This is a genomic window from Rhizobium sp. CC1099, from assembly GCF_029714385.1.
GTDB lineage: Bacteria > Pseudomonadota > Alphaproteobacteria > Rhizobiales > Rhizobiaceae > Rhizobium.
On the sequence record NZ_CP121641.1, the window covers coordinates 2,046,773 to 2,072,133 of the forward strand.

Genomic DNA, 25,361 nt, shown 5'->3' on the forward strand with positions numbered 1-25,361 from the left:
GATTCTGCGCTCACGACTCTGCGGCTGCTCCAACTAAGATGGGTTGTAGTTCGTCCGCGTCGGCGATGTCGGCGTTGCGCCTCGCGCTGCGGGGCTAAGGGGTAGGAGATCACCCATGTCCACGGCGGGAGCGGCTCCAAAAACCGTTATGCAGAGATTCCTCGATGGGGTCGAAAAGGTGGGCAACATGGTCCCCCACCCCGTCATAATCTTTCTCATCCTCATCGCCATAGTGATTGGACTGTCGGCCCTTCTGGGTACATTCGGTGCCTCGATAACCTTTGAGCGGATCAATCCGGAAAGCCATGAGATCGAGGCCGCTACGACTTCGATCAGGAGCCTGCTGAACACCGACGGCATCCGCTTCATGTACGAGTCGCTCATCCCGAATTTCATGAGCTTCACCGCGGTCGGACTGATGATAGCCGCGATGGTTGGCGCTGGCGTCGCCGAGGAATCCGGGCTTGTGACGGCGTTGATTCGGAAACTGGTGATTGTATCCCCGCGCTGGGCGCTGACCTACATCCTTGCTTTCGTGGGCATCATCGCCAGCGTTGCGGCGGACGCTGGCTATCTCGTCCTTATTCCTCTCGCGGGCATCGCATATCTCGCTGTCGGGCGTCACCCCCTTGCAGGTCTCGCCTTGGGCTTTGCCGCCGTCGCCGGGGCATTCACCGTGAACATGCTGATCAAGCCGCTCGACGCGGTTCTTGTCGAGTTCACCAATGACGCCGCCCATCTTGTCGACGCGACCAGGTCCATCGGGTTGGCCTCCAATGTCTGGTTCTCTGTCGCATCAGTTCTGTTCCTGACCGTAGTGATTGCCTTCATTTCGGACCGCATGATCGAACCGAGGCTCGGCACTTACACCCCTGACCGACCGGTGGACGGTGAGCGCACCGGCGAAGGAGCGGTGCTTTCTGAATCGGAATCACGGGGGCTGCGGTTCGCGTTGTTCGGACTGATTGGCCTCGTGATCGTGTTCTGCCTCCTGACGCTGCCCAGCGGCGCACCGCTACGGAACGCCGAGACGGGCGAACTGATCGGCAACTCGCCTTTCATGAACGGCCTAATCGCGCTGATCATGCTGATCTTCCTTGTCTCCGGCTGGTGCTACGGAATCGGAGCCGGCACGCTTCGGACTCTCACCGAGGTGATCACGGCGATCGAGAAATCCGTCAGGAATCTAGGAGGCACGATCTTCCTATTCTTCGTGCTGAGCCAGTTCGTCGCCTATTTCACGTATACTAACATGGGCACCGTCATGGCCCTGAGCCTCTCCGGAGCGCTGCAGGCCGCCAGTATCGGAGCACTGCCCTTGCTCCTCGGATTTATCATCGTCGTCGCGATCATAGATCTCCTGCTGACGGGTGCGATCGCCAAATGGGCGATATTCGCACCAGTCTTTGTTCCCCTTCTGATGAAGCTCGGAGTAGAGCCGGAGGCGGTCCTAGCTGCCTATCGTGTTGGGGATTCTCCGATGAACGCCATCACTCCGCTGAACGCGTACTTCGCGTTGGTCGTAGGTTTCGCCCAGAAGTACGACAAGTCGGCTGGCGTCGGGACCATTGTATCCCTGATGCTGCCTTACGTGGCTTGGATGTTCGTGTTGTGGACCTTGCTATTCGCGGCTTGGAAGATGGTGGGACTACCCTGGGGGCTATGAGAGCTGCTTGAGCGCCAGAATCTAATCGCATCAAAGGATGGACACGATGGACAACCCCTCGATTCCCTTGGACAAGACTGCTGCCGAAGAACACCTCATGCGGTTCCTCTCCGTCGAAGGCGTGACAGGTCATGAGGCGAACATCGCGTCGGCGGTCATCGAAGCTCTGAAAGCTGTTGGCGTTCCTGAAGCGGATATCCGCTTCGATGATGCAAACGACAGGATTCCTCTGCCAACCGAAACGGGGAACCTGATTGTCGATCTTCCGGGAACCCGCCCCGGCCCTCGCCTGCTATTCTCCACGCATCTCGACACCGTCCCTTCATGTGCGGGGGCAAAGCCGCGACGTGATGGCGACCGTATAGTATCGGACGGAACAACCGCTCTCGGTGGCGACGCGCGCACAGGAGTGGCGCTTCTGGTGGTGGCGGCGGAGATGCTGATCAAGCATAACCTCCCGCACCCGCCAATCACCCTCCTGTTCACCGTGCGCGAAGAGAGCGGATTGCATGGCGCGCGCGAACTCGATCCGGCCGTCCTCGGCGGACCGGTGATGTGCGTCAACGTCGACGGCCAGCTCGCATCGGACCTCATCGTTGGAGCAGTGGGGCAGGAGAACTGGGAAGTGGAAATCCACGGACAGGCGTCCCACGCCGGCGTCGCTCCGGAGAAGGGTATCTCAGCGACGCTCGTGGGAGCTCTCGCCCTTGCCGAGGCCCATGCGGCAGGCTGGTTCGGGAAAGTCGAGAAACCCGACGGTCGCGGCACAAGCAACATCGGAATATTCGGGGGGAAGAACGGCGGGCCTGCCGGCGACGCCACCAACGTCGTCACCGACTACGCCTTCCTAAGAGGCGAGGCCCGCAGCCCCGAACTGACCTTCGCGACGATAATCGCCAAGGGATATAAAGCCGCTTTCGAGAAGGCGAAGAACAGCGTGAAAGACCACCACGGAGCGACTGCCCGCGTGACCTTTACCCACAAAATCGCCTACCCGCCCTTCAAGCTGAACGAAGATGCACCCGTCGTGGTTCGTGCGACCAAGGCAATGAAGTCGCTGGGACTCGAGCCGAACTATCTGTTCTCAAACGGCGGCCTCGACGCAAACTGGCTAGACAAGCACGGCATCCCGACGATCACGATCGGCGCAGGCCAAGCGGAAATCCACACCGTGAAGGAGTATGTCGACCTCGCGGAGTACGAGAAAGGATGCCGCCTGGGTGTGCTTCTCGCGACGATGCCGGACTAGCCTTCACTTAGGACGTGCGAATGATCGCGCGAACAGGGACCTGCAAAGTTTTCCGCCAGACGCAGTTGTTAGAAGGAAGCTGACCAATTGAGCCCGATAGCCTATATCGCCGCAATCGTCGCCGGGGCCGTCGTTTTGTTCGTTTGGAACAAGCTGCCAGTGGTTCTGGTCGCCATCATGACCGCAATGGCACTCTGGGCAAGTGGGGTGTTGACGGTCGAGCAGGCACTCGCAGGGTTCGGAGATCCTGCTGTCATCTTCATCGCATCACTGTTTGTGATCAGTGCAGGCCTCGAGGTGACCGGCGTGACGGCCTGGGCAGGACAGCTTCTCATCCGCGGAGCGGGCAAGGAAAGCAGATTTCGCCTTCTGCTACTGACCATGGGCCTGGTCGCGCTCCTTACAGCGCTCATCAGCGTCAACGGGGCCGTCGCCGCCCTGCTGCCAGTGGTGGTGGTTATTGCAGTAAGGCTCCGGCGGTATTCATCGCAACTTCTCATGCCGCTGGTGTTCGCCGCGCATGCCGGATCGAAGCTCGCGCTTACCGGATCCCCGGTGAACGTGCTGGTCTCGGACGCTGGCCGCGATGCTGGTGTAGGCGAATTCGGCTTCTTCGAGTTCGGGCTCGTCGGTGTTCCACTGCTTGCCGGAACCATGGCAATAATCATACTCTTTGGCCGTCCTCTCCTGCCGGAACGGAACGGCGCGGCGATGCCGGCCGACTTTAGCCGGCACGCCAAGACGCTGGTCGAACAATATGGCCTTGAAAGCGGTATTCACCAGATGCGGGTGCGGGCAAGCTCGCCTTATGTTGGCGCAGCAGCTTCGTCCATCGTTCTCTCGGGGGCGGCCAATCTTCAACTGGTTGCCGTACAGGACGCCGAGACGGGCGCGCCTCTCCGCAGAGCTACTATCGCCGAAGGAGACTACCTCCTGGTGCGGGGCGACAACGAGGCGGTGGCGGCTCTCGCCGCCGACATGCATCTAGCCTTCCGTGAGAAGACTGAATCCTCAAGCGGCGAGGACATGCTCTTCAATCGCCGGTCCGGCCTTGCGGAGGTAGTCATTCCGCCCCGCTCGGGCCTAATCGGCAGGTCAGTTTTCCCTGGTATGGTCACAGAAAGCGGAGACCTCATCGTTCTCGCGGTACAAAGGGGCGGCAACGAGATCGACAGCGAGGCAGGCGGCAAACGCTCAGGCACGACCACCTTGCAGGCTGGCGACACGATGCTACTTCAAGGTACCTGGAAGGCATTGGATATGCACCTCGACGACCCGGATGTCCTGGTCGTCAGCTCGCCGGAACTTGTCCGGCGTCAAGCAGTTCCAATGGGTCCGGGAGCATGGCAGGCGATCGCCATCCTTATCGCCATGGTGTTTCTGCTCGCGACGGGAATAGTGCCTCCGGTTGTTGCGGGTCTCCTGGCTGCCGGCGCGACGATCCTCGCCGGGATCATGACGGTCGAGCAGTCGTATCGCGCGATAGGATGGACGACCGTGATTCTTGTCGGCGCCATGATGCCGCTTTCCACAGCGATGGTGGAGACGGGAGCGGCAAAGCTTATGGCCGAGCAGCTTGTCGATCTAGTTGGCGATGCGGGACCTATCGCTCTTCTGGCTGGTCTCTTTCTGATGACCGCCGTGCTGGGGCAACTGATCAGCAACACGGCGACAGCCCTGATCATCATTCCCATCGGCGTAGCCGCAGCGACGACCATGGGCGTTTCCCCTCATCCGGTTCTCATGAGTACGTCCGTCGCCGCAGCGGCGGCGTTCCTGACCCCGATCGCCACACCGACGAACCTGATGGTCATGGGACCGGGAGGGTATGCGTTCAGCGATTACTGGAAGCTCGGCCTGCCTCTGATTATATGGTTCTTCGTCGTCTCGGTATTCATCGTTCCTCTCATATGGCGCTTCTAGGGTGGAACTCCTACCGCCATAACCTCGGTTTATCCCGGAGTTGCCCACATGCCGCCGATTGTCCCTCGAGGTGCACGATGATTGAGCGCGCTCCGGCGGCTGTGCCGACCATCCTTACAGTGATCGGCACGACAACGGCCCTTTATTTCGCGGACGCGGTGCTGGCACCTGTCGCAGGCGCGCTGTTCATCATCGCCATACTGTGGCCGCTTCAAAGCCGCCTGCAAGTACATCTGCCCAGAGTTTTGGCGTTGGCCATCGTCGCGGCGCTGCTGTTAGGGATCTTTCTAGTGTTCATGTCCCTCCTGACGTTGAGCTTCGGCAGGATCGGGCGCTCGCTGATGGCGGATGTCGGTCAGTTTCAATTGCTTTACACTCGCCTCGCCGAATGGCTGGAGGGGCATGGAATACCTCTGGGCGGAGTCTGGGCCGATAACTTCAACTCCCGGGTCCTGTTGCGCGTCCTGCAAGGAATTTCGGCTCGGCTGAACACGATGGTCGCGTTCTGGCTCGTGGTTCTCGTTTATGTCATCCTCGGACTTTTGGAGGTGCCCGACTTGGGAAACAGGATCCGTCGGCTGGCAGACAGCCGAAACGCTGCTCACATGATCAAAGGCTTCGCACTCGCGTCATCGAGGATCCGACGTTACCTTCTTATCAGGACGATCATGAGCGCGGCAACCGGGCTGGCAGTCTGGGCACTTGCCGCTGCATTCGGTCTGCGATTGGCCGCCGAATGGGGAATAGTCGCGTTCGCATTGAACTATATCCCGTTCATCGGTCCCTGGATCGCGACGCTGCTTCCGACATGCTATGCCCTTGCTCAGTTCCAGTCCCCGCAGTCCGCTCTGGTCGTCTTTGCATGCTTGAGTGCTGCACAGTTTGTGATAGGGAGCTACATCGAGCCAAGAGTGGCGGGAAATACGCTCGGCATCTCTCCGTCGCTCGTCCTCTTTTCCGTCTTCCTTTGGACGTTTCTCTGGGGAATATTCGGCGCGTTCATCGGCGTGCCCATCACGATCGCGGTCCTCGCGTTCTGCACCCAGTTCGCGTCGACCAGATGGATAGCGGAACTTTGGGGCACAGAGGGGGTGGCAAACGGAGAACTTGAACGCAGCTGACGCTCGATCCGCCGCGCACTCCTGTCAAACTGATGTCTGCTAGGGACGAGAACGAGAACCAGCCGACGCCGTCTTGCATGGGCGATGTCTGGTTGATGAATCCTGACAAGGCCATCAGTTCGCCGTTGTCGCCGGTCGCCATTTTTAGCGCCTCTGCAGGTTTGTACGGCGACCAAGCCGTGCAAGCGAAGCATCCGACCGGAACGGCTGGTTCCTCGAAGTCGTCTGCCAGGCTTGGAGCGAGCGCATCTGGCGACACAGTAAAAACGACCGATATTGATAGCCGATACCACCGTCTTCCGAAGCCTGCCATCCATGCACCCATCGAACAGATCCGTCGGAGCTGCTCCTCCTATTGACCACGGGCCTTTGTGGTAGCTTTTTCGCGGATCATAATCTTCTCGTAGTGGTAGTCATGAGCCGAGAATCCATGACCTTGACGCTCCGTCCCAATTCATGGAGCAGGTCGCCGTCTTCCTTGACAACCCACAGTCTCAGAGAATGATGCATCCATCGGCACAATCGATGGAGGTCGCGATGGGCAACTTTGTTGCCGCCAAGCTGTGCCTGGCACTGATCCTGATGACGTTCGTCTCCCAGCCCGCGCTCGCGCAATCTGTGGATGTCAACATCCGCATAGGGACAAGTCTCAACAATGGCAGGTCGATCACCTATTCCCAAGGCGAGAGGCTACTTCGCCTCCGCGGATCCGATATCAGGCGGGTAGATTGCCGGGACGCTTCTACATCTACCGGGCCCGGCTCGGCATAAGACGGTTCAAGGTCGCATTGAACTCGCGTGATGGGCGGGTGGTGGATATGCGGCCAATAAGGAGGTAGCAGCTTCCCCACGGCCATGCGCGACAGCCTATGCTCGTCGTGGATGTGCAATTGAGGCGGGAGCAGCTATGCAGAAGGTGTCTCGATTGCCCCAATTTATCGAAAGGCTCAAGCTGCACTCCCGCGCGGGAGTGATGATGGCGCTGTTGTTTTTCGCCGGGTCGCTGACACCCAGCATGATTCCGAGAACCGACCTCATTCAAGGAATATTATCGGGACTCGCGACAGCGCTCGGGTATGGCATCGGGCTTTCGGTAACCGCGACATGGACTTTTCTCCAGCTTCCACCGGCAAAGGGGCTGATTGCGCGGGTGATAGCTACGGCGGCCACGCTCGCATGCGCGGTAGTCGCGCTCGCGGCTCTTTTGAAAATGCCTGATTGGCAGAACTCCGTCCGGCTGTTGATGGGATTGGAAGCCGTCGAGATTGGCAGTCGACTACGGACTGCACTGGTGACGGCTCTTGTTTTTCTAATGCTTGTCCTTTTGGGACGTCTCTTCAGGTTCTGCTTCGTACGCGTCTCGACGACATTCGAGCGCTTCGTTCCCGTGCGGATTTCCTATGCGATCGGTGCGATCGTCGCGACAACCTTGTTCTGGTTCGCCGCCGAAGGTATTCTCTTGAGGGTGGCGTTGAGGGTGATGGATTCGTCCTTTCAGGAACTCGATGCTCTGGTGGAGGACGACATCCCCCGCCCCACACAGCCAGGGAAGACTGGAAGCCCGCCGTCCGAGGTGTCATGGGACAATCTGGGGCGGCAGGGACGCCGATTTGTATCATCCGGGCCTACCGAGGCTATGATCCGGGACTTGTTCTACGGCGAAACCGTTGAGCCGATCCGAGTCTATGTCGGAATGAATTCTGCCGGAACCGCGGAAGAACGGGCGGAGCTCGCCCTGCGGGAGCTCATGCGGACTGGCGCATTCGAGAGATCGATATTAATCATTGTCGTTCCGACCGGGACTGGGATGGTCGATCCAGCCGCTCTTGATACGGTGGAGTACCTACATCGAGGCGACGTGGCGAGCGTCGCGGTTCAGTATTCCTATCTTGCAAGCTGGCTTTCACTCCTCGTGGAGCCCACCTACGGTAGCGAGACAGCCGTGGCCTTGTTCCGCGCAGTGTACAACTACTGGATCACGCTTCCACGCGACGACCGCCCCAAGCTCTATCTCCACGGACTAAGCCTCGGTGCCATGAACTCCGAGCTATCGGCCGATCTGTACGATATTATTGCCGATCCGTTCCAAGGCGCTCTGTGGAGCGGGCCTCCGTTCACGAGCAGAACCTGGCGGTCGGTGACGAACGGCCGCGATCCACGGACACCCGAATGGCTCCCGCGGTTCCGCAGCGGCTCAGTTTTTCGATTCACGAACCAGAAGAACGCATTGGATATCCCCGGCGCTGTCTGGGGGCCGATGCGGATCGTCTACCTCCAATATGCCAGCGATCCGATCACCTTCTTCGACACTGCCACGTTATACCGGGAGCCGGACTGGCTTCGTCCACCACGAGGCCCCGACGTCTCGACGGAAATCGCGTGGTATCCAGTCGTCACGATGTTGCAGCTCGCTGTCGACATGGCAATCGCGACAACGTCGCCAATGGGTTACGGGCACGTGTTCGCCCCGGAGCACTACATCGACGGATGGGTAGCGGTGACCGATCCGCCGAACGTAACCGCCGACGACATCTTGCGGCTGAAGACTTTCTTCGCCAATCGCCGAACCGGAAGCGGAACCGACTGACAGAAAGGAAGTCGAATTAGGGGAATCACGGACATGGACTGAGGCAACGATCTTAACCGCGCGCCCGGGGTTATACCGGTGTGGCTGACTACATTGGACGATAGGCCGCGAGAACAGAGCAGCGCTTTCAAGAATATCGTCTGATGTAGGACGAGACGCACAGTTTTGGAATTCTGAGCCAATGGCAAGGCGGCCAGAAGGCGCTATCTTCAACGACTGAAACGGAACTGATTAGGTTTGACTATTCCAGTACTGATTATCTCGATGGTAGTGGAAAGCAACAGAACAACAACTGCGGCGCTGCGCTGCTTGCGCTCTCATATGCAGGCATCGTGAGGGTTCTCAAACTGTAACCACGATCCACCGGCGATTGCAACGAAGTCCAGGCATTGGTTCCTGAAGCAACCGCCCAAATTGCATCCCGGCTGCCCTCGGTTCTTGCCAACGGTGGCCTCCGGACTCGGGACTGTTGATCGAGCGTGAGCGGAAAGTGGTGAGGTGACGATGCTGTCGAAGGCATCGTAGCGGAACCGCGAATTTATGCACTAGGTGCATTCATCTCGCGAACGTGGGGGCCCCTGCTCAGATGTCGATCGAACTAAATCATGAAATGCCAGGAAATCTATCCGCCACCCCACCCACATTTCACAAGGGACTTCATCATGTCCGGCAACTCCAAAAGAGGCCTCGACCGTCGCGATCTGCTAATAGCATCCATCGCCACGGTCGGCGCCGCGGCCACTCTCGCAGCTGGCTCTGTGAAAGCCCAGGATGCAGCGGCTCCCTCTGCCGAAGCCGCATCCGATGGGTCTCAGGGAACGGTCTATACCGGCGAAGTGATCCAGGGAAAAAAGGTCGTCAGCGCGCTCGACGTCAACGACCTGGAATCTGGGCAGAAGCACCTCTTGTATTTTCAGGGCGTGCAGATGCCCACCGGACAGTACTGGTATGTGTCAGTGACGGTCGCCAAGGGGGCGAAGCCGGGCAAGCGCATCGTCATGACCAGTGGCGTGCATGGCGACGAGATGAGTTCCATACATACGGTCCAGACCGTGATGAACCAGCTCGACCCGGTGCAGATGTCGGGCACGGTGATGACGGTCACGGACATCTCCCGCCCGGCCATCGAGGGCATGCAGCGTAGATGGCCCAATTTTGGCAGGGGCAACGATCTGATCGACATGAACCGGGAATGGCCAGGGAACGAGAACGGCGCCACCGCGCCGAGCCGACACGCCGGGCTCCTGTTCAACCGACTGCTGCGGCCGAACGCCGACGCCGCGATCGACTTCCACACCGGGACGAGCGGTTTCGATGTCACTGCATTCAACATCGGCGGCATGGACATTCCCGAGGTCAAGGCGATGGTGGAACTCTACCCAGTCGGCCAGATCTTCGACAGTCATGTGTATCCCGGTGTCCTTCACAACGCTTTTGTCGACGCAGGCATCCCGTCCTTTTGCCCGGAGATAGGCGCTGCACGGGTCTTGGACCTCGAGATGATCTCGCTGTTCGTGGAAGGTACGATGAACGTCCTTAAGCATCACGGTATCATTGCTGGGCCCGTGGGGCGCACAGGCAAGGACGTGAGTGTTTTTCTTGGCAACAGTGCGTTCCCGATACTAGCAACAGAAGGCGGGATCGTCGAGCACCTGGTCAAGCTCAACGACAAGGTCGAAGCCGGGCAGAAGGTGGCGATCCAGCGCAACAGCTTCGGTGAGGTTGTTGCGGAATATACAAGCGGCGTTACCGGAGAGGTGACGGGCCAGCGCAGCGACGCGATGTCCGAGCCTGCCAACCCCCTTGTATTCATCCTTTTCCAAAAGCCGCCGCCGGAGGGCGTCGAGGCTTACCCTGAGTGATCTTACACGGCCTCGACCGCGGCAAGCCAACACGTCGTGCTGAGCCGCGTGCTCAAGCGAAGAACGGGCACCGCTCCCGGAAAATGGCGGCAGATGATGTCCACTGCCGAACTAAGCACCTCAGGAGAGATACACACCATTGCACTTAAGCCAGAAGGCGGATCGTGTTCGTTCGACCTGTCAGCGGACAAGGGTGGGGCCTGGTCGACAATTCGCTGGCCACGAACGCTAGAGCGCAGTCCACAGAAGGCTAGCCGCGTTGTCAGGCTCGATCCGTTATACCCTGACCAACCCAGGGTTACCTCACGACCCAAACTCATGAGGGCACTGGTGAAGCGGTATTTACCCGACGATCCACTGACTGAAGATCAAGTTTCTTAACCGGCAGATCGCAGCGTCGGCAGGTTGCTCCGACTGAAAAATTTGGCGGGCTGGCGCCCGACTCTTTCCTTCGGTGTAGTTGAACAACCACGTCATCGTGCAACACGGATGAACGGCAACCGCTGAGTTGCCACTGCCGTCCACCTTAAGCGCTCTACCCTGCATCGGGGTGGCGACCGTCGAGCAAGGTCCCGAGGGTCAGCATCGCTCCTGCTTCGCACAACACTCTCGTTCCAAGGGCGGCCGCGAGCGCGGACGCAAATGGGGTCTTTCCAGTTCCGGCAGTCCGGAAACAAGCGCCCCGGCGCGGGCGAGCTTCCACTCCAACTGCCCGTTACGCCACCGACCTTTATCTCGTCGTTGCCGGGCAAATTCGGGCAAATTAAAGAGGTTGAGTCCAGCACCATTCGCTCGATTAAATCATTGATTTCTTTGATTTTATCTTCGACGTTTTATTTTAATAAATGGTTTCGCTATGGGTAAATCGGTTTCCCTTTTCCCGAATCTGTTTCGCTATAGGCCGGAGTTTATTTCGCTTTAAGCCGGGTTCCTCAATATGCGGTTGCGGCGGCAAACGGGAACCGCCCCGATAGGTTCAACAAATCTGATCGTATCCATAAAATCTATTCGTTTGTTTGATGGATGGCCAGGGAGCATATTAAGCATCAAGCGCAAACCTCGTGAGAAAGGAAACGATGATGACTACGATCGGTTACCGGGATGGCAAGAGCTCATCCTCCGACGCGCACTTTGATGTAGCAAGCCTTGCCCGCAGGCTCGCACATTCCTGGCACCAGTGGCAGAACGCGCGGGAAATCGAATCCATGCCTTTCGACATTCGCAAGGATATTGGTTGGCCGTCTGCGGACGACGCGGATGAACGCAAGGTTATGTAATGAATGCGACATACCTCCCCGCTTGAAGGCGGCGCCAGCCCACCGGCAGCGCCGCCTTCATCGTCTCAGCGCCCCGCAGATTTAATCTTGAATTCTAGAGGCATATATCTTCAAACAAGCCGATGCCGCAACTTTTGCCGACTGTTTTCGTCATTTGACGACGATCAAATTCGCCAATGTCGCAAAATAGCTCTTCACGGCCGCATTTTTCCATGCGAATGTCGCTTTCGAGACATCGGAACGACGCATTCCACGCAACGAATAGGCAATCGCCCCTCGAGCATGGATTTTTCTCATGAACAAGATGCTGACCAAGAAGCGTTCTCTCGTCTTCTTTATGGTTCCCCAGTTCACCATGCTGCCCTTTTCGGCGGCGATCGACACGCTGCGCATCGCCAACCGCATGCTCGGCTATCAGGCTTATACCTGGCGGCTGACCTCGGTCGACGGCAACAAGGTCTATTCCTCCTGCGGCATCGGCGTGGAGGCAAATTCGTCGCTTGCCGAAGAGCGCCGACACCTCGGCGGTGAAAACCGCCCGAACATGGTGCTCGTCTGTTCGGGCATCGATGTCGAGGATTTCAACAACAAGTCCGTCAATGCCTGGCTTCGCGAATCCTACAATCGCGGCGTGGCCGTCGGCAGTCTCTGTACGGGCGCGCATGTGCTTGCTCAGGCCGGGCTCTTGAACGGCAAGCGCTGCGCGATCCACTGGGAAAACCTGCCGGGCTTCTCCGAAGCCTTTCCGCAGGCCGAGGTCTATGCCGACCTCTACGAAGTGGACAGCAATCTCTACACCTGCGCCGGCGGCACCGCGTCGCTCGACATGATGCTGAACCTCATCGGCCAGGATTTTGGCGAAGCGCTCGTCAACCGTGTCTGCGAGCAGCATCTGACCGATCGTGTCCGCAGTCCGCACGACCGCCAGCGCCTGCCGCTGCGCGCCCGCCTCGGCGTCCAGAATTCCAAGGTTCTGTCGATCATCGAACTGATGGAAGGCAATCTCGCCGAACCTCTGTCGCTGCTTGAGATCGCTGATGGCGCCGGCCTGTCCCGCCGCCAGATCGAACGGCTTTTCCGGCAGGAAATGGGCCGGTCTCCCGCCCGCTACTATCTGGAGATCCGGCTCGATCGCGCCCGCCACCTGCTGGTGCAGTCTTCAATGCCGGTCGTCGAGGTCGCAGTCGCTTGCGGCTTCGTTTCCGCATCGCATTTCTCGAAGTGTTATCGCGAACTTTACAACCGTTCACCGCAGCAGGAGCGCGCCGAGCGCAAGCTGACGATGGCAACGGCTCGCCAAGCGATCGCAGCATAACAAAGATGGCGGCGCACTACTGCGCCGCTTCCTCCGTCATCCTGGCGTCGGAATAGACCTGGTTACGGCCCTTGTGTTTGGCCATGTAGAGAAACTGGTCGGCGGCGTTGAGGTAATTCTCGAAGGTTTCGTAACCCGAGATTTCCGCAACGCCGATCGAGATCGTGACCGACAGTTCCTCGTCGTCGGCAGCCACCTTCAGCCGTGAGATATCCGAGCGGATTTCGTCGCAGAGCTTCGTTGCCGCAGCCGAATCCACCATCGGGAAAAGGATCGCAAACTCCTCGCCGCCGAGGCGCGAGAGAAGATTGTCGCTGCCTTCGAAGATTGCAGCAAGCCGGCTTGCAACCGCCTTCAGCACCTCGTCGCCGATCTCGTGGCCATAGGTGTCGTTCAGCCGTTTGAAATGATCGATGTCGAGGATAGCGACTGAACTCGGCGATTTCTGCCTCAGGCACTCGTTCACGACCTTCGGCCCGTAATCGTAGAAATAGCGGCGGTTATAGAGGCCGGTCAGATAATCGCATGCGGCGGCGGATCGCAGTTGCTTCATCTGCGTCAGCGTTTCGACATTGTTGGCAATGCGGCACTGAAGCTCCTCGGCCACGAACGGCCTGTAAACGAAGTCGCTGGCGCCGGCCTTCAGGAAGCTTGCCGACAGCATCCGGTCGTTGGACGAGGAGATGCCGATGACCCGCATCCTGTCGGACCCGAAGCGATGACGGATGCGCCGTGTCAGCTGATAGCCCGTCATGTCCGGCATGTGATGGTCGGTCACCACGAGTTCAATGTCGCTATAGGCCTCAAGCGCAGCCAGAGCTTCGAGCCCCGAGGTTGCCTCGACGACCATGTACTGCTGCGCCTTCAAGAGGTCGACGAGCACCTGGCGCGCAGACGGAACGTCATCGACAACGAGGACGCGCGTCTTGCGGTTCAGCATCGCGCGGCGCACGGTCGCGACCAGATTGTCGAGCGCGAATTCATTGTCCTTGAGGACGTAATCGATGACGTTGCGTTCCAGTATCCGGTTGCGGGTCGCGGTATCGAAGGTCGCGGTAAAAACGATCGTGGGAACATTGTGCTCGATCGTGCAATCAAGCGCCTCGCCATAGGGCGAATCCGGCAGGTTCAGATCGACGACGGCCATCGTGAAGCCCTGACCGTCCTGCGCCAGAGCCTCCTGCAGCGCCTTCAGCGAAGAACAGGGTTTGACGTTGAGGCCGAGTTCGGCCTGAAGCCGATGGCAGAGCACGGCGGAAAACATCCGGGAATCTTCAACCAGAAGTAACTTCTGGGTTCCGAAGCGTGGGCCTGGGCCGTCCCGACTGAAATCCGCCTGAAATGCCATGCCCCCTACTCTCCCAAGTGCAATGAAAACCCGAATCGGCCTTCATTGCGGCGGCAGGGACGATAGCCGAGAGGCCGCAAGGGTTGAAGGGGCAGAACGGCTATAAAGTAACCTCTAATTGCAACAATTCGAGATATCTTAACAGCGGCAGGGGGCTCCTCATTCATCCGGGCGGCTTCCTGATACCGCGTTCGATCCTCGAATCAGGCAACGGCCCTCTCCTTCTTCATCGTCTGGATCTGCAGCAGCGTGTCGAGGTTTTGGTTGACGCGGCAATAGAACTCCTCGTCGATGAACGGGCGCAGCATGAAATCGTTGCCGCCCGCCTTGAGAAAGCGCGCCGAAAGCAGCCGGTTAGATGAGGACGAGACGCCGATGATGCGCAGCTGATGCGAGCCGATATTGGCGCGGATGCGCCGCGTAAGCTCGAAGCCGTCGATATCGGGCATGTTGTAGTCGGTGACCATGAGGCCAATGTCGCGATTGGCCTTCAGGATCTCGAGCGCCTTGGCGCCGCTCTCGGCAACGCTGACGCGGAAGTTATAGCGCCTCAGGCGGCTGGAGAGCAGCGCGCGCGCCGTGGCGCTGTCGTCCACGATCAGCACGTGATGGCGCTTGTTGGTCAGGAAACGGCAGATCGCTTCGGCGAGCAGATCGACTGCGAAGATGTTGTCCTTGAGGATGTAGTCGACGATATCCTTCGCCATCAGTTCGTCGCGCAGGCCCTCGTTGAAGGTGCCGGTAAAGACGATGGTCGGAATGCTGAGATCGACCAGATATTCCAGCGCCTCGCCCTTCTCAGCACCGGGGAGGTTGATGTTGGAGATCGCGAGCATGATCGGCTCGGAAGACTTGTCGTAAGCAAGCTGCAATTCCTCGAAATTGCGGCAGATCTCGACGTCGATATCGAAAAGCTCTTTCAGCCGTTTGCTGATCATCGACGTAAAGACATTTGAATCTTCAGCGAGAATAATACGCGCACCAGCAAACATCTCTCCGGAATACTGCATTCCCGAAATGCCTAAAAATGACATAGCAAACCTTTTGATGGAAATTCTGTCCCCGGCCGAACCGATACATCAATTCGTTTGAGTATTTGTTAATCGACGTAGCGCGATGCCATAAGAAGAAGGCAGTCCGTAAGACCGGCTGCTATTTCTCGACTTATGCTTAAGAGACTATGCGCGAAGGGCTGTGCCGAACGTCTACTTGATGATCGCCGAGCCTTTGACGATCTCGATAGTCTCGCCGCCGCCGAGGCCGATGCGGTCGCCGTCCGGCGTCGTCATGAAGCAGCCTGTGGCGCAGAGCGTCTCCGATGCGCCGGCATCGACGAAGACCTCGACGCGGTTTCCGCCTTCGGTGACGATGACGACGACCGGTGCCGGATCAGTGTTGGTGATTGTCGCCGCTTCAGCGCCCGCGGCGATGAGAAGCGAAAGAAGCATGACCGTGGCAAACCTTGCCATTCAGCGCGGCGCAGCGATGCGCCCTCCCCTGGAGCGTCTCGGCGCTGCTGCCCCAGCAGCGAAATCCCGATTGCCCAGGCTTTATAAGCGAGAGCCTCTGAACGATCCCTGAATAAAATCCTTAGCCTTTGCGATTGCCATCGGCCGCTTTGCTGCGCAGCTGTCGCACCGCTCCGCTGTCCGTCACGCCGGTATCGCCGACAGGCTGTTCGTCTGCTCTTGTCGAGGAAGGTTCCAGCGCCGGAGCAGGCACGTGGTCGCGGTGAAAAATGACATCGCTCTGCGGCAGCGGGATTTCGATCCCTTCTTCCTTGAAGCGCTTGAGGATGGCGATACGCAGGTTGTTCCTGACGTTCATGCCCTCGCCCATGTCGGCCAGCATGAAGCGCAGCTCGAAGTCCAGCGAATAGGCGCCGAAACGCAGGAACTCGACATGCGGCTCCGGATTGCGCAGCACGAATGGCGCCTCGTTGACCAGCTCCAGGAGGATATCCATGACCTTCTGCGGATCGGCGTCGTAGCTGACGGAAATGGGAATTTCCGAACGGCCAACCTTGTTGCGGTGTGTCCAGTTGCCGACCGCAGCATTGATGAGTTCGGAGTTCGGCACGATGATCGACTGCTTGCGGAAAGTCTCGATCTCCGTCGCACGCACGGAAATGCGCGTCACGATGCCTTCTGCCGTGCCCGAGACGACATGGTCACCGACCTTGAATGGCCGTTCCACAAGCAGGATCAGGCCCGAAACGAAATTCGAGACAATGTTCTGCAGGCCGAAACCGATACCGACCGAAAGAGCCGAAGCAACAAGTGCCAGGTTCGAAAGGTCGATACCTGCCGCCGAAACGCCGATGATCGCTGCAACGGCGACGCCGAGATAACCGATGCCGGTCTTGACGGAATTGCGCACGCCGAGATCGACATGGCTTCGCGCCATGACGTTGCTGTCGAGCCATCGCTGAACCCAGCGGGTCAAGAAATAACCGCCGGCGAAAAGCAGAATACCGGTAAAGATGCCGAGCAGCGAAATGCTGATCCCGCCGAGGCGGACCTCCGTGAAAAGACGGTAGGCGATCAGCTGAAGATCCTGGATATGGAAGCCCCAGAGCAACAGGATCAGGGGAATGCCGGTCATGAGCGCAACGGCATAGATCGCAAGTCCCACGCCAAGGCCGACCTGATCGATCGCCACCGGCCCCATATTGAAGCGGCTCTTCAGGAAGCGGCCGATGAAGGTTTCGCCGAAGCTCTCCTGCTTGGAAATCGCCTTGCCCGAGAGCAGGCCGATATAGGTGGTCACGATGATCGCGCCGGTGATGATGAACTGCGTGGCGACGAAGCGGGCAAGGCCGACATAGCCGGTCAGCGCGGTCACGATGAGACCTAGGCCGAGCAGGCGAAGGATGATCGCCATGCCGCGCGGCCAGTGGCGCCCTGGCGCGTCGGGATCGCCGTCGTGCGCCAGCATCGGACGCCCGAAGGAGGCCGCGATCAGGATGAGACCGATAATCAGCGCCGCAATCAGGCTTCTGACGACGGTCAAAACCAGCGGTGAGCCCATCGCTTCGCTGACGCTGCCGAACAGGTAGTCGAGCGCATTGACGATCGCCATCGCCAGCAGGCAGGCGCCGATCGATTGCGCGCCGCGATTGGAAAGGCGCACGAGGCGCCACTGCGGCTCCCGGGGAGCGAAGACGGCATTGCTGAAGCGGCCGACGAAATAGATCAGCCCGATCGCTCCGAAAAGAGCGGCGACAACAGGCGCAATATCCGGCCTCAACACGTTGAAACCATTGAGGAAGATATATGAGGTCACCAGCACTGCGGCAAGCGCGAAGGTGCGGATCAGCGTCGACCAGAAGGCAATCGAGAGCCGGCTGATATAGGAAGGATTCTCGACGCCGTCGTCCCGCGTCAGGTAGCGGCCGAACATCCGGTAGCCGCCTGAAAGCATGACCAGGCCTGTCGCGAGCGACATGAAGATCGCGGCGAACATCGCGAATCGCTTGAACTTCCACACGAAACTCAGCCAGCTCGAAAGTGCCTGCCGGAACTCGCCAACCTCCTCGACAAAGGCCTTGGCCGCATCGTCGAGCACCGACACCGAAACCTCGGTGCGCCTCAGCAAAGTTGCAGCAAAAAGCCGCCGGCGGGTTTCAACCACTTCGTTCATCAGCTGGTTGATCGCAAGCGAGAGGTTTTCGGCATCGCCGGTCACGGCATTGATCTGCGCGCGCTCTGCCGTCAGCGCATTTCGCTCCTCGGTAACGATCTGCGCTTCCGGCGGCTGTCCCTCCTTCGGCGGATCGCCGAGCTCGGTGAGACGGCTCTTGATCTGATCGAAACGCGGGCGGAGATTGACGGAGGTCGTGAGAATGTGGCGTCCCAGTTCATCCACCTGCGCGGACAGGCTGACGAGGGCGTCGTCATTGTCGGCGTTCTGCTTCACGCCGTCCTGCAAGGACGCGAGCTTTGCCTTGGCCTTTTCAATCTCCTTGACTGCTTGGTCGAGCCCCGTATCCGCAAGGGGAACCGGCGCCTCCGTCTGCGCCTGCGGTTGCGGCGGCTCCTGCGCAGCCGCAAAGCTGCCAGGCAGACCGGCAGCCGATGCTGCAAGCATCAAGCAAAGAAGCGTCCGGAGCAGAATGATTGTCAGCCGCAAAATGTCCCCGCAAGGATTCTGTTCATCAGTGAGGCCTGCTTCTTATAGCAAAGAAAGGCGACAGAAAGGCGGAAGTTGTTTTCGCCGCTCAGAAACCGGCGCCGGGCCCGGCAAGATAATCCAGTTCGGCCGTCGTCGAAACTCTTCCGATGATGGCGTTGCGGTGCGGAAACTGGCCGTAGGCAGCGATCACGTCGCGATGGCGAATGGCATAATCGAGATATTCCGCATCGCCAAGCGCCTGAAACAGCATCACCGACCGCTCCTGCTCCGCCATGTCCTCGGCATGCTCGAAAGGCAGGTAGAAGAATGTCCTGCATTCTTTCTCGACCATCTGATCGGCACCGGCATCGAGCGCCAGTTTCGCCTCGCGAAGCGCCAATCCGTCGGTCGCAAACGCAAGCGGCGTGTTCCGATAGATATTCCGCGGAAACTGATCGAGCACGACGACCGCGGCGAGCCGGTTCTGCGGGCTCGCATGCCAGGCGCCGATCACGCCGCCCGCCAGTGCCAGGTGCGTATCCCGGAAACGGTGCCGAATTTCCTCATCGAGTGAGAGGGTCCTTTCGAACCACTGCTCGCGGCTGCATTCCTCGAACCAGAAGGAATACACCTCCTCCGGCGTGCATATCTTGGCCACCGCTCCCCTCCCTGCGCCAGTCAATCGATGGAAAAGACCAGTATGGCCCGGGTGCCGCGGTGGGCCGGGTCATAGGTCAACTCCGATTTGAGGCTTGCTGCCATCGCGGTCAATATCTTCGTGCCGAGGCCGGTGCCCTTCGCGGGGCTGGAATGGTCGAAGCCGGCGCCATCGTCCTCCACGACGAGACGCAACTGCTCGCCCGCTTGCTCGACGATGACCCTGATCTCGCCTTCAACACCTTCATTATAGGCATATTTGAAAGCGTTGGTGACGAGTTCGCTGACGATGAGGCCAAGCGTGACGACCTTGTCGGTCGGCAGATCCATCGGCTGGGCGGTCAGAACGATTCGGTGCGGCCGCTTGTCGTCGCGAATGGAAGCCTCGAGTTCGCTCAAAAGGTTCTCGACATATTCGTCAAGCTGCACGGTGCCGATCTGGCGGCTGTTGTAGAGGCGCCGGTGGACGCTCGCGATGGCGTTGATGCGCATCTGCGTTTCGTGCAGCGCGTCGATCGCCACCTGGTCCGTCGTCATCGACGACTGCATGCGTATCAGCGCTCCGACAAGGCCGAGGCTGTTTGCGATACGATGATTGACTTCGGCAAGCAGCATTTCGGCGCGGTCCCTCTGCTGGCGGATCACTTCTTGCGCATCAGCCGTCTCGCGCCGGTAGCGCGCACGTTCCAGCCCTTGCTCCAGCGTCGCCGCAAGCAAATCGAAATAATCGGGGGAACTGCCCTTGAGGACATAATCGTCGGCGCCCGCCCTCAACGCCGCAACGGCAATGCCGGAGTCGTCGGAGGCAGTCGCATAGATCACCGGCGGATGATCCGGCAGCGCCATCAATTGCGGCAGGACATCGAGTCCGGTTTCCGTTTGCAGGAGATGGTCGATCACGACAGCATCGATGCCGCCTTCAGCAATCCGCTTCAATCCGGCCGCGCCGTCTCGCGCCCATTCCACCGCGAAACCATGGCGAGCGAGGTTCTCCTTCAGCCGCAGCGCGAGCGTTTCGTCGTCATCGATGTAAAGGATGCGGATTTCGAGATCCGCATCATCAGCCGAGTCACGCATTGGGCCTCCGGACTTTGCCAAGCAGCAACGCAACTGCCCGGCGGCCGGGTCGCCTGCATTCGAATGTCGTATTGTATCGGCCATTGCGCGTAAACAGCGGCAAAGCCTCTGTCCCCCTGCAGACCTTCAATCGAAGGAAGTTCGCATTTGAAATCATGCCGGCAATATGACCCCGCCCGCTGGAGACTCCGCGGGATAAAAAGATACTGCGAACGCAGAAAGATGCGCAAACCCGAAACTAAACGCAGCCGGACCGGAATGGTTCCATCGCCTTCACTTTTCTTGAAAGCGCTTGTGCTTGGACACTTCCGCGCCGGCATCTGCAGGCAAACTGAAAAAGCGTAACGACGACACGATCCCCATCAGGCCGACCGCCAAAAAGGCCCAGCGGAAATCGATAAGCGCAGGCTCCAGTGCCGCGCGAAGCGCGGTTGAGATATTAAGCAGAGCCGCCGCAACAGCGACGCCGAGCAGCATGGCGGCCTGCTGGAGCATGCTTGATAATGTCGAGGCAGAGCTGCGCTGCGCCGGGCTGATATCGGCGAAGGCAAGCGTGTTCAGCGCGGTGAATTCCATCGAGCGTGAAAGACCGGCCGCAAGCAGGATCGCGTAGATCACCGCCAGCGGCGTATCCGGCGTGAAAAAGCCGCACGCAATGATGCATAAAGCCGCAATCAGCCCATTCACGCAAAGAACATTGCGGAATCCGAACTGCGCAAGCAGCGGCGTGGTCACTGCTTTCATGCCGAGATTGCCGAGAAAATAAACCAGCAGGTATGTGCCCGCGGCAATCGAGTTCAAACCGAAACCGAGCTGGAACAACAGCGGCAGCAGGAAGGGCGTGGCGTTGATCGCTACCCGGCAGGCCGTGCCCGCAGAGAGCGTCGAAATCGCAAAGGTCTGGACCTTGAACGCCGAGAGGTCGAGCAGCGGATTTTCCACCTTCAGGAAATGCCGGGTGGCCATGACGGAAAGCACGATGCCGGTTGCAAGCATGGCAAAGACTAGAAGCAGGCTGCCTTCCCGCTTCACGGAGAGCTCGAGCGCGGCAAGCACGAATGTCATTCCGGCACCGCTCAGGATGAAGCCCGGCACATCGAGACGACCCGGGTTCTCTTCGCGCTGCTCCGGCACGAAGCGCAGCACGAGCGCCATGCCGAGAAGGCCGATCGGAATATTGATCAGGAAGTTCCAGTGCCAGCTTGCATAGGTTGTGATGAAGCCGCCGAGCACCGGTCCGATGACCGGAGCCGTCAGCGCCGGCCAGGTGATGAGCGCGATCGCATTCACCAATTCAGACTTCGGCGCACTCTTCAAAACGATGATGCGCCCGACCGGCGTCATCAGCGCACTTCCGGCGCCCTGGATCGCACGTGCGACGATGAATTCCGTAAGACTGCCGGAAAGCCCGCAGAAGAGCGATGCCCCGGTGAAGACGCCAATCGACGCCAGGAATATCCGCCGCGCACCGAAACGGTCGCCAAGCCAGCCGGAAAGCGGGATGAAAGCCGACATGGTCAGCATGTAGACGGTGATGCCGATGCTCATCGAGACCGGCTGCACGCCGAAGCTCGCCGCCATCTGCGGCAGCGAGGTCGCGACGATCGTGCCGTCGAGGATTTGCATGAAGAACGATACGGCGACGACCAGCGCAACGATCTTCGCCTGACCTGCGCTCGGCGCTTCGTCCGTTTTTTCACTCGTCTGTAGTGTTGTCATCGATATGCCATTGCGCATTGCGGAGGAGAAGTGCGTATCGCCGCTGGGAACCGGGCAGGCAGGAATTCGGCACCCTGAATACGCTCCTTACGCTGCCGGGAAAAGTCAAAACGGTCCGTGCCCGCTTACAATTTCCGGTTTCCTGCGCGATCCTGTACGCATCAACGGCACAAATTGGCTTCACAAACGTTTGATGATGACCGGGGCGGCAGATTTCGCCACGCCGGAATTCAACCGAGGATATTTCGATGACGCCGGAAGACCGCCGCGCCGTTTTCAGCCATCGCAAGATTGCAGCCATCGTCAAGGGAATGACACAGGAAGACGGAACTGACCTACCCATCACCGGCAAGTCGCTTGGCGAGGCGATCCTCTTCGTCTCCGAAGAATCGGCAACCGATGCGTCGGCCGTGCATATCATCTACGGTGAGCACGGTTCGCTAAGCTACACGGATTGCCTGAGCATCTACCGTGAATACGGAGCAGAGCTTCGCAGCGAATTGACGTAGACGGAAAGAGCAGTGCCCATTCGCATGGCAGCTATTCGCAACCGCATCTGCTCTCCGCAAGGTTTTTTTCGTATTCGGGAGACACCCTCCTCAAGTTCGATTCGAGAACATGTCCCCCACCCATTCGCCGCTCCGCGGTGTCCTCGTCGCATTCGCCGCCTATGCAGTCTTCGCTTTTAGCGATGCCTCGATCAAGATCCTTCACGGTGCGATCCCGTCTTACCAGGTGGCCTTCATCGGCTCGATCTTCGGCCTGGTCGTTTTGCCGGTGATCAAAGCGCGGGATGATTTCTGGCTCGATATCGTCCAGACATCGAACCGCATACTGTGGGCGCTTCGCTTCGTCTGCGGAGCGATCGGCGCGATCGCCTCGATCATCGCCTTCACGAAGCTGCCGATGGCGGAGGCCTTCTGTCTCCTCTTCCTGCTGCCCTCCTTCGTGACGGTTCTCTCGGTCATCTTTCTTAAGGAGGACGTGCGCTGGCAGCGCTGGACGGCTGTCGTCGTCGGTTTCATCGGCGTGCTGATCGTGTTGAGGCCCGGTTTTCGCGAATTGTCGGCGGGCCATCTGGCGGCCGCAATCGGCGGCTTGAGCGCAGCCATTTCCATCGTCATCCTGCGGGCAATGGGCCCCGCCGAAAAGCGCATTTCGCTCTATGGCGCCGGGCTTCTCGGAACGCTGATCGTCAGCGGCCTTCTGATGCTCTCGGATATTGCCGTTCCGACGCCGCGCGAGTGGCTCTTCATGGCGAGCTATGGCATTCTTGGGGCGATCGGCAACGTGCTTCTGATGACGGCGGCCCGCTTCGCGCCCGCAAACCTTGTCGCCCCGCCTCAGTACAGCCAGATGATCTGGGCAATCGTCTTCGGCTATCTCATCTTTGATGATACCATCGATCTCCCGATGGCCGCCGGCATCGTTTTGATCATCTGCTCGGGCCTGCTCACGCTCGCCCGCGAACGCAAGCGCGGTACGCCGCTTCCGGCCGCCGTCGTCTCGGTGGACAATCAGGCCCCCGTCTCTGCAACGGCGGAGCTTGCTGAAGCCAGCTTCGACGGCGTGGAACATCCTGCCGAATAGGCCCGCAGTGGCCATAGTCCGGCCCTCGCTCGCTGCTATTCGAAAGCCGGGACAGTCTTTAGCTCCTTCGGCAACGGAACAATCCGGAGAGGCGCTTGTTCCAGATAAAAGAGGGAGTTTTCATGACTGATGAACCCAAGGAACGCGGTGAGCCCGTCCCGCCGTCGCCCGCCGAGGAAGAAACGCGCCTACTGGCGGAGGAGCGGCGGAGCTGGCTGATCTGGACCTTCGGGATCGCCGGAGCGATCGCCGTTGTCATCATCATCGGCAGCATAGCCATTTCACCCGGTCCTGATCAGGCGACGACCGGCTCTACACGACCCCCGCCCCAGGTCGAAGCGCCGGCACCTTAAATGGGCTGGTGCCGCTGCATGAAAGCATTCTGGCTTTCATGTGCAGCCTTTCAGCTGTATGACGCGATAAAAATGAAGAGGAAGCCGATGGCCGCACGAGACCGTTTTTCGAAAAAGCTGACCTGCCCGCAATGCGGCAATACCGGCTTCGCCGAGGCCTCGGAGGACGACCACCCTTCGCGCAAGAATCCCGCATTTCGTGTCGATCAGCTGCCCAAAGGCTTCTTCGAACAAAAATCCTCGAATTTCCAGGAAACATACATCATCCGCTGCGAATGCAGCCGCAAGTTTCCATTCCGCGCACTGACGGAAAAGACCGCCTGAACCGGCTCAGGCAAGGCCCAGCGGGATTACCGCAACCTTGCGGCTCGGACCATAATCACGCTCATGCGACGAAGGATAGCGGTCATTACGGCGAGCGCTGAAATCGATGCGGTTCGATTCGAAGATACCGTCGGGATAGGTGCCGGTGTCGTCGGTTTCGACTTCGGATTTGGCGGTAACGATTCTAAAGATCATGGGCTCCTCCAGTTCGCCGCCTTAACGGCCGGCGGCACGCTTCCGTTCCGTCATATCCCCGAGATAGTTAAAAATTAACCATACTTCGCGGACAGAAGACGAAATCAAGGGCCGCCTTTGGCTAAGCAAAGAGCCGCTGCCGCGAAGAGAGCAGTGCGTCTCTCCCTGCAGGGGATGTGGATTTACTTTCACCTTCCGCATTTTCCTACCCGCAAGGAAGTGGTATTCTTTACATGGATAAAACATAGGGGGAACTCATGCCACGCGTAGCAGAACTTTACTTCAAGACCGCAATCGTCTTCTTCATTATCGGGATCGCCATCGGTTTGAACATGGCCATTTCCCACGATCATACCGTTATCGGCGCCCATGCCCACTGTAATCTCTTGGGCTGGGTCAGCATGGCGATTTTCGGAGGGTATCATGCACTGAACCCGAAGAAAGCGGAACGCCGCATCGCTATGATCCAGTATTACATCTACACGGCGGGCCTTACGGTATTGGTCCCGGCGCTCTACATGATGCTGCGGGGGAATGCGGCCATGGAGCCGGTCGTCGCCGTTTCGTCACTGATCATCTTCGCCGGCGCTCTGCTCTTCGCCTTCATCATCTTCTCGCCGAAGGAACCGGCAATTACCCCGTCAGCAGCACCGGTGCGGTAGGATCAAGACTCAGACGCAAAAGCGAGGGGCAGCCCATGCTGCCTCCCGCTTAGCCCAACATCTACCTCTTTTTCGAATCAGCTGACAGCACGCGATGCGACGCGTCGTCCATAGCGCGGCTCGCTTCCTGGCCATCACGCTTTAGGCCCCAGGCCGTATTTCCGCAAGACGAAAGCAGCAGTGCCGCGAGGCAGGCGAAGGCGAGCATGGATTTCGGCATCGATATCCCCTGATAGGAATTGGCAATGCCGTGAACATGTTACACAAAACGGCAAAATCAATGCCGTGGGTCGAACAACTCCGGTCTTCAATCCCAAATCATG

General features: G+C 59.0%; 22 protein-coding genes. 13 read left to right on the plus strand and 9 right to left on the minus strand.

What is annotated here, in order from left to right; translation table 11 throughout:
• Nucleotides 1–115: 115 nt before the first annotated feature.
• The 8 genes from QA644_RS10500 to QA644_RS10535 all read left to right on the plus strand — a co-directional run bounded on the left by QA644_RS10500 (nt 116) and on the right by QA644_RS10535 (nt 13,000).
• On the plus strand, nt 116–1,666 hold the full coding sequence (locus QA644_RS10500) for an AbgT family transporter (protein ID WP_283072270.1): 1,551 nt from the start codon (nt 116–118) through the stop codon (nt 1,664–1,666).
• Nucleotides 1,667–1,703: 37 nt separating this feature from the next.
• Nucleotides 1,704–2,915, plus strand: a complete 1,212-nt coding sequence (locus tag QA644_RS10505; protein ID WP_283072271.1) for a M20/M25/M40 family metallo-hydrolase — start codon at nt 1,704–1,706, stop codon at nt 2,913–2,915.
• An 87-nt stretch (nt 2,916–3,002) separates the two neighbouring features.
• Nucleotides 3,003–4,838 (plus strand): SLC13 family permease, encoded by a 1,836-nt coding sequence (locus QA644_RS10510; protein ID WP_239598380.1) that lies wholly within the window; start codon nt 3,003–3,005, stop codon nt 4,836–4,838.
• Between the two features lie 77 nt (nt 4,839–4,915).
• Nucleotides 4,916–5,959 carry an AI-2E family transporter gene (locus QA644_RS10515; protein ID WP_283072272.1) on the plus strand — a complete coding sequence of 348 codons (1,044 nt, stop codon included), beginning with the start codon at nt 4,916–4,918 and terminating at the stop codon, nt 5,957–5,959.
• A gap of 907 nt (nt 5,960–6,866) precedes the next feature.
• The gene (locus tag QA644_RS10520; RefSeq protein ID WP_283072273.1) at nt 6,867–8,546 is read left to right on the plus strand and encodes an alpha/beta-hydrolase family protein; all 1,680 of its coding nucleotides are present in this window, start codon (nt 6,867–6,869) and stop codon (nt 8,544–8,546) included.
• A gap of 662 nt (nt 8,547–9,208) precedes the next feature.
• Entirely contained in the window at nt 9,209–10,408 is a 1,200-nt protein-coding gene (locus QA644_RS10525; protein WP_283072274.1) for a succinylglutamate desuccinylase/aspartoacylase family protein, read from the plus strand.
• Between the two features lie 1,079 nt (nt 10,409–11,487).
• Entirely contained in the window at nt 11,488–11,685 is a 198-nt protein-coding gene (locus tag QA644_RS10530; protein WP_028739595.1) for a hypothetical protein, read from the plus strand.
• A gap of 295 nt (nt 11,686–11,980) precedes the next feature.
• Entirely contained in the window at nt 11,981–13,000 is a 1,020-nt protein-coding gene (locus QA644_RS10535; RefSeq protein ID WP_039845252.1) for a GlxA family transcriptional regulator, read from the plus strand.
• 16 nt (nt 13,001–13,016) lie between these two features.
• Here the strand turns inward: QA644_RS10535 and QA644_RS10540 are convergent, their stop codons facing one another.
• From QA644_RS10540 to QA644_RS10570, 7 genes are all read right to left on the minus strand, one after another.
• Nucleotides 13,017–14,348 carry a diguanylate cyclase gene (locus QA644_RS10540; protein WP_283072275.1) on the minus strand — a complete coding sequence of 444 codons (1,332 nt, stop codon included), beginning with the start codon at nt 14,346–14,348 and terminating at the stop codon, nt 13,017–13,019.
• A 203-nt stretch (nt 14,349–14,551) separates the two neighbouring features.
• Complete coding sequence (locus QA644_RS10545) at nt 14,552–15,382, minus strand: response regulator (RefSeq protein WP_183922805.1); 831 nt, start codon at nt 15,380–15,382, stop codon at nt 14,552–14,554.
• A gap of 171 nt (nt 15,383–15,553) precedes the next feature.
• The gene (locus QA644_RS10550) at nt 15,554–15,817 is read right to left on the minus strand and encodes a hypothetical protein (RefSeq protein ID WP_074068843.1); all 264 of its coding nucleotides are present in this window, start codon (nt 15,815–15,817) and stop codon (nt 15,554–15,556) included.
• A 121-nt stretch (nt 15,818–15,938) separates the two neighbouring features.
• Nucleotides 15,939–18,479, minus strand: a complete 2,541-nt coding sequence (locus tag QA644_RS10555; RefSeq protein WP_283072276.1) for a mechanosensitive ion channel family protein — start codon at nt 18,477–18,479, stop codon at nt 15,939–15,941.
• Between the two features lie 88 nt (nt 18,480–18,567).
• Complete coding sequence (locus QA644_RS10560; protein ID WP_283072277.1) at nt 18,568–19,119, minus strand: DUF924 family protein; 552 nt, start codon at nt 19,117–19,119, stop codon at nt 18,568–18,570.
• A gap of 20 nt (nt 19,120–19,139) precedes the next feature.
• A complete protein-coding gene (locus QA644_RS10565; RefSeq protein ID WP_283072278.1) occupies nt 19,140–20,195 on the minus strand; it encodes a histidine kinase dimerization/phosphoacceptor domain -containing protein in 1,056 nt (351 codons plus the stop codon).
• Between the two features lie 273 nt (nt 20,196–20,468).
• Nucleotides 20,469–21,914, minus strand: coding sequence for an MFS transporter (locus tag QA644_RS10570; RefSeq protein ID WP_283072279.1), 1,446 nt, complete (start codon nt 21,912–21,914; stop codon nt 20,469–20,471).
• Nucleotides 21,915–22,162: 248 nt separating this feature from the next.
• Between QA644_RS10570 and QA644_RS10575 the strand changes: the two genes are divergently transcribed.
• From QA644_RS10575 to QA644_RS10590, 4 genes are all read left to right on the plus strand, one after another.
• On the plus strand, nt 22,163–22,423 hold the full coding sequence (locus QA644_RS10575; protein WP_239598316.1) for a hypothetical protein: 261 nt from the start codon (nt 22,163–22,165) through the stop codon (nt 22,421–22,423).
• A 109-nt stretch (nt 22,424–22,532) separates the two neighbouring features.
• Nucleotides 22,533–23,504, plus strand: a complete 972-nt coding sequence (locus QA644_RS10580) for a DMT family transporter (RefSeq protein WP_283072280.1) — start codon at nt 22,533–22,535, stop codon at nt 23,502–23,504.
• 122 nt (nt 23,505–23,626) lie between these two features.
• A complete protein-coding gene (locus QA644_RS10585; RefSeq protein ID WP_022714918.1) occupies nt 23,627–23,857 on the plus strand; it encodes a hypothetical protein in 231 nt (76 codons plus the stop codon).
• 87 nt (nt 23,858–23,944) lie between these two features.
• On the plus strand, nt 23,945–24,181 hold the full coding sequence (locus QA644_RS10590; protein ID WP_039846821.1) for a hypothetical protein: 237 nt from the start codon (nt 23,945–23,947) through the stop codon (nt 24,179–24,181).
• Between the two features lie 6 nt (nt 24,182–24,187).
• On the opposite strand, the gene QA644_RS10595 is transcribed toward QA644_RS10590, so the two are convergent.
• Nucleotides 24,188–24,376 (minus strand): hypothetical protein, encoded by a 189-nt coding sequence (locus tag QA644_RS10595; protein WP_074068850.1) that lies wholly within the window; start codon nt 24,374–24,376, stop codon nt 24,188–24,190.
• A gap of 257 nt (nt 24,377–24,633) precedes the next feature.
• On the opposite strand from QA644_RS10595, the gene QA644_RS10600 reads away from it, so the two are divergent.
• The gene (locus QA644_RS10600; RefSeq protein ID WP_074068851.1) at nt 24,634–25,038 is read left to right on the plus strand and encodes a hypothetical protein; all 405 of its coding nucleotides are present in this window, start codon (nt 24,634–24,636) and stop codon (nt 25,036–25,038) included.
• A 61-nt stretch (nt 25,039–25,099) separates the two neighbouring features.
• Here the strand turns inward: QA644_RS10600 and QA644_RS10605 are convergent, their stop codons facing one another.
• A complete protein-coding gene (locus tag QA644_RS10605) occupies nt 25,100–25,258 on the minus strand; it encodes an entericidin (protein WP_239598311.1) in 159 nt (52 codons plus the stop codon).
• Between the last annotated feature and the right edge of the window lie 103 nt (nt 25,259–25,361).

Bases quoted from the DNA above. Each gene is read 5' to 3' on its own strand.
- QA644_RS10500 (WP_283072270.1), top strand. From the start codon at position 116: ATGTCCACGGCGGGAGCGGCTCCAAAAACCGTTATGCAGAGATTCCTC.
- QA644_RS10505 (WP_283072271.1), top strand. From the start codon at position 1,704: ATGGACACGATGGACAACCCCTCGATTCCCTTGGACAAGACTGCTGCC.
- QA644_RS10515 (WP_283072272.1), top strand. From the start codon at position 4,916: ATGATTGAGCGCGCTCCGGCGGCTGTGCCGACCATCCTTACAGTGATC.
- QA644_RS10520 (WP_283072273.1), top strand. From the start codon at position 6,867: ATGCAGAAGGTGTCTCGATTGCCCCAATTTATCGAAAGGCTCAAGCTG.
- QA644_RS10525 (WP_283072274.1), top strand. From the start codon at position 9,209: ATGTCCGGCAACTCCAAAAGAGGCCTCGACCGTCGCGATCTGCTAATA.
- QA644_RS10530 (WP_028739595.1), top strand. From the start codon at position 11,488: ATGACTACGATCGGTTACCGGGATGGCAAGAGCTCATCCTCCGACGCG.
- QA644_RS10535 (WP_039845252.1), top strand. From the start codon at position 11,981: ATGAACAAGATGCTGACCAAGAAGCGTTCTCTCGTCTTCTTTATGGTT.
- QA644_RS10540 (WP_283072275.1), bottom strand. From the start codon at position 14,348: ATGGCATTTCAGGCGGATTTCAGTCGGGACGGCCCAGGCCCACGCTTC.
- QA644_RS10545 (WP_183922805.1), bottom strand. From the start codon at position 15,382: ATGTCATTTTTAGGCATTTCGGGAATGCAGTATTCCGGAGAGATGTTT.
- QA644_RS10550 (WP_074068843.1), bottom strand. From the start codon at position 15,817: ATGGCAAGGTTTGCCACGGTCATGCTTCTTTCGCTTCTCATCGCCGCG.
- QA644_RS10565 (WP_283072278.1), bottom strand. From the start codon at position 20,195: ATGCGTGACTCGGCTGATGATGCGGATCTCGAAATCCGCATCCTTTAC.
- QA644_RS10570 (WP_283072279.1), bottom strand. From the start codon at position 21,914: ATGACAACACTACAGACGAGTGAAAAAACGGACGAAGCGCCGAGCGCA.
- QA644_RS10575 (WP_239598316.1), top strand. From the start codon at position 22,163: ATGACGCCGGAAGACCGCCGCGCCGTTTTCAGCCATCGCAAGATTGCA.
- QA644_RS10580 (WP_283072280.1), top strand. From the start codon at position 22,533: ATGTCCCCCACCCATTCGCCGCTCCGCGGTGTCCTCGTCGCATTCGCC.
- QA644_RS10585 (WP_022714918.1), top strand. From the start codon at position 23,627: ATGACTGATGAACCCAAGGAACGCGGTGAGCCCGTCCCGCCGTCGCCC.
- QA644_RS10590 (WP_039846821.1), top strand. From the start codon at position 23,945: ATGGCCGCACGAGACCGTTTTTCGAAAAAGCTGACCTGCCCGCAATGC.
- QA644_RS10595 (WP_074068850.1), bottom strand. From the start codon at position 24,376: ATGATCTTTAGAATCGTTACCGCCAAATCCGAAGTCGAAACCGACGAC.
- QA644_RS10600 (WP_074068851.1), top strand. From the start codon at position 24,634: ATGCCACGCGTAGCAGAACTTTACTTCAAGACCGCAATCGTCTTCTTC.
- QA644_RS10605 (WP_239598311.1), bottom strand. From the start codon at position 25,258: ATGCCGAAATCCATGCTCGCCTTCGCCTGCCTCGCGGCACTGCTGCTT.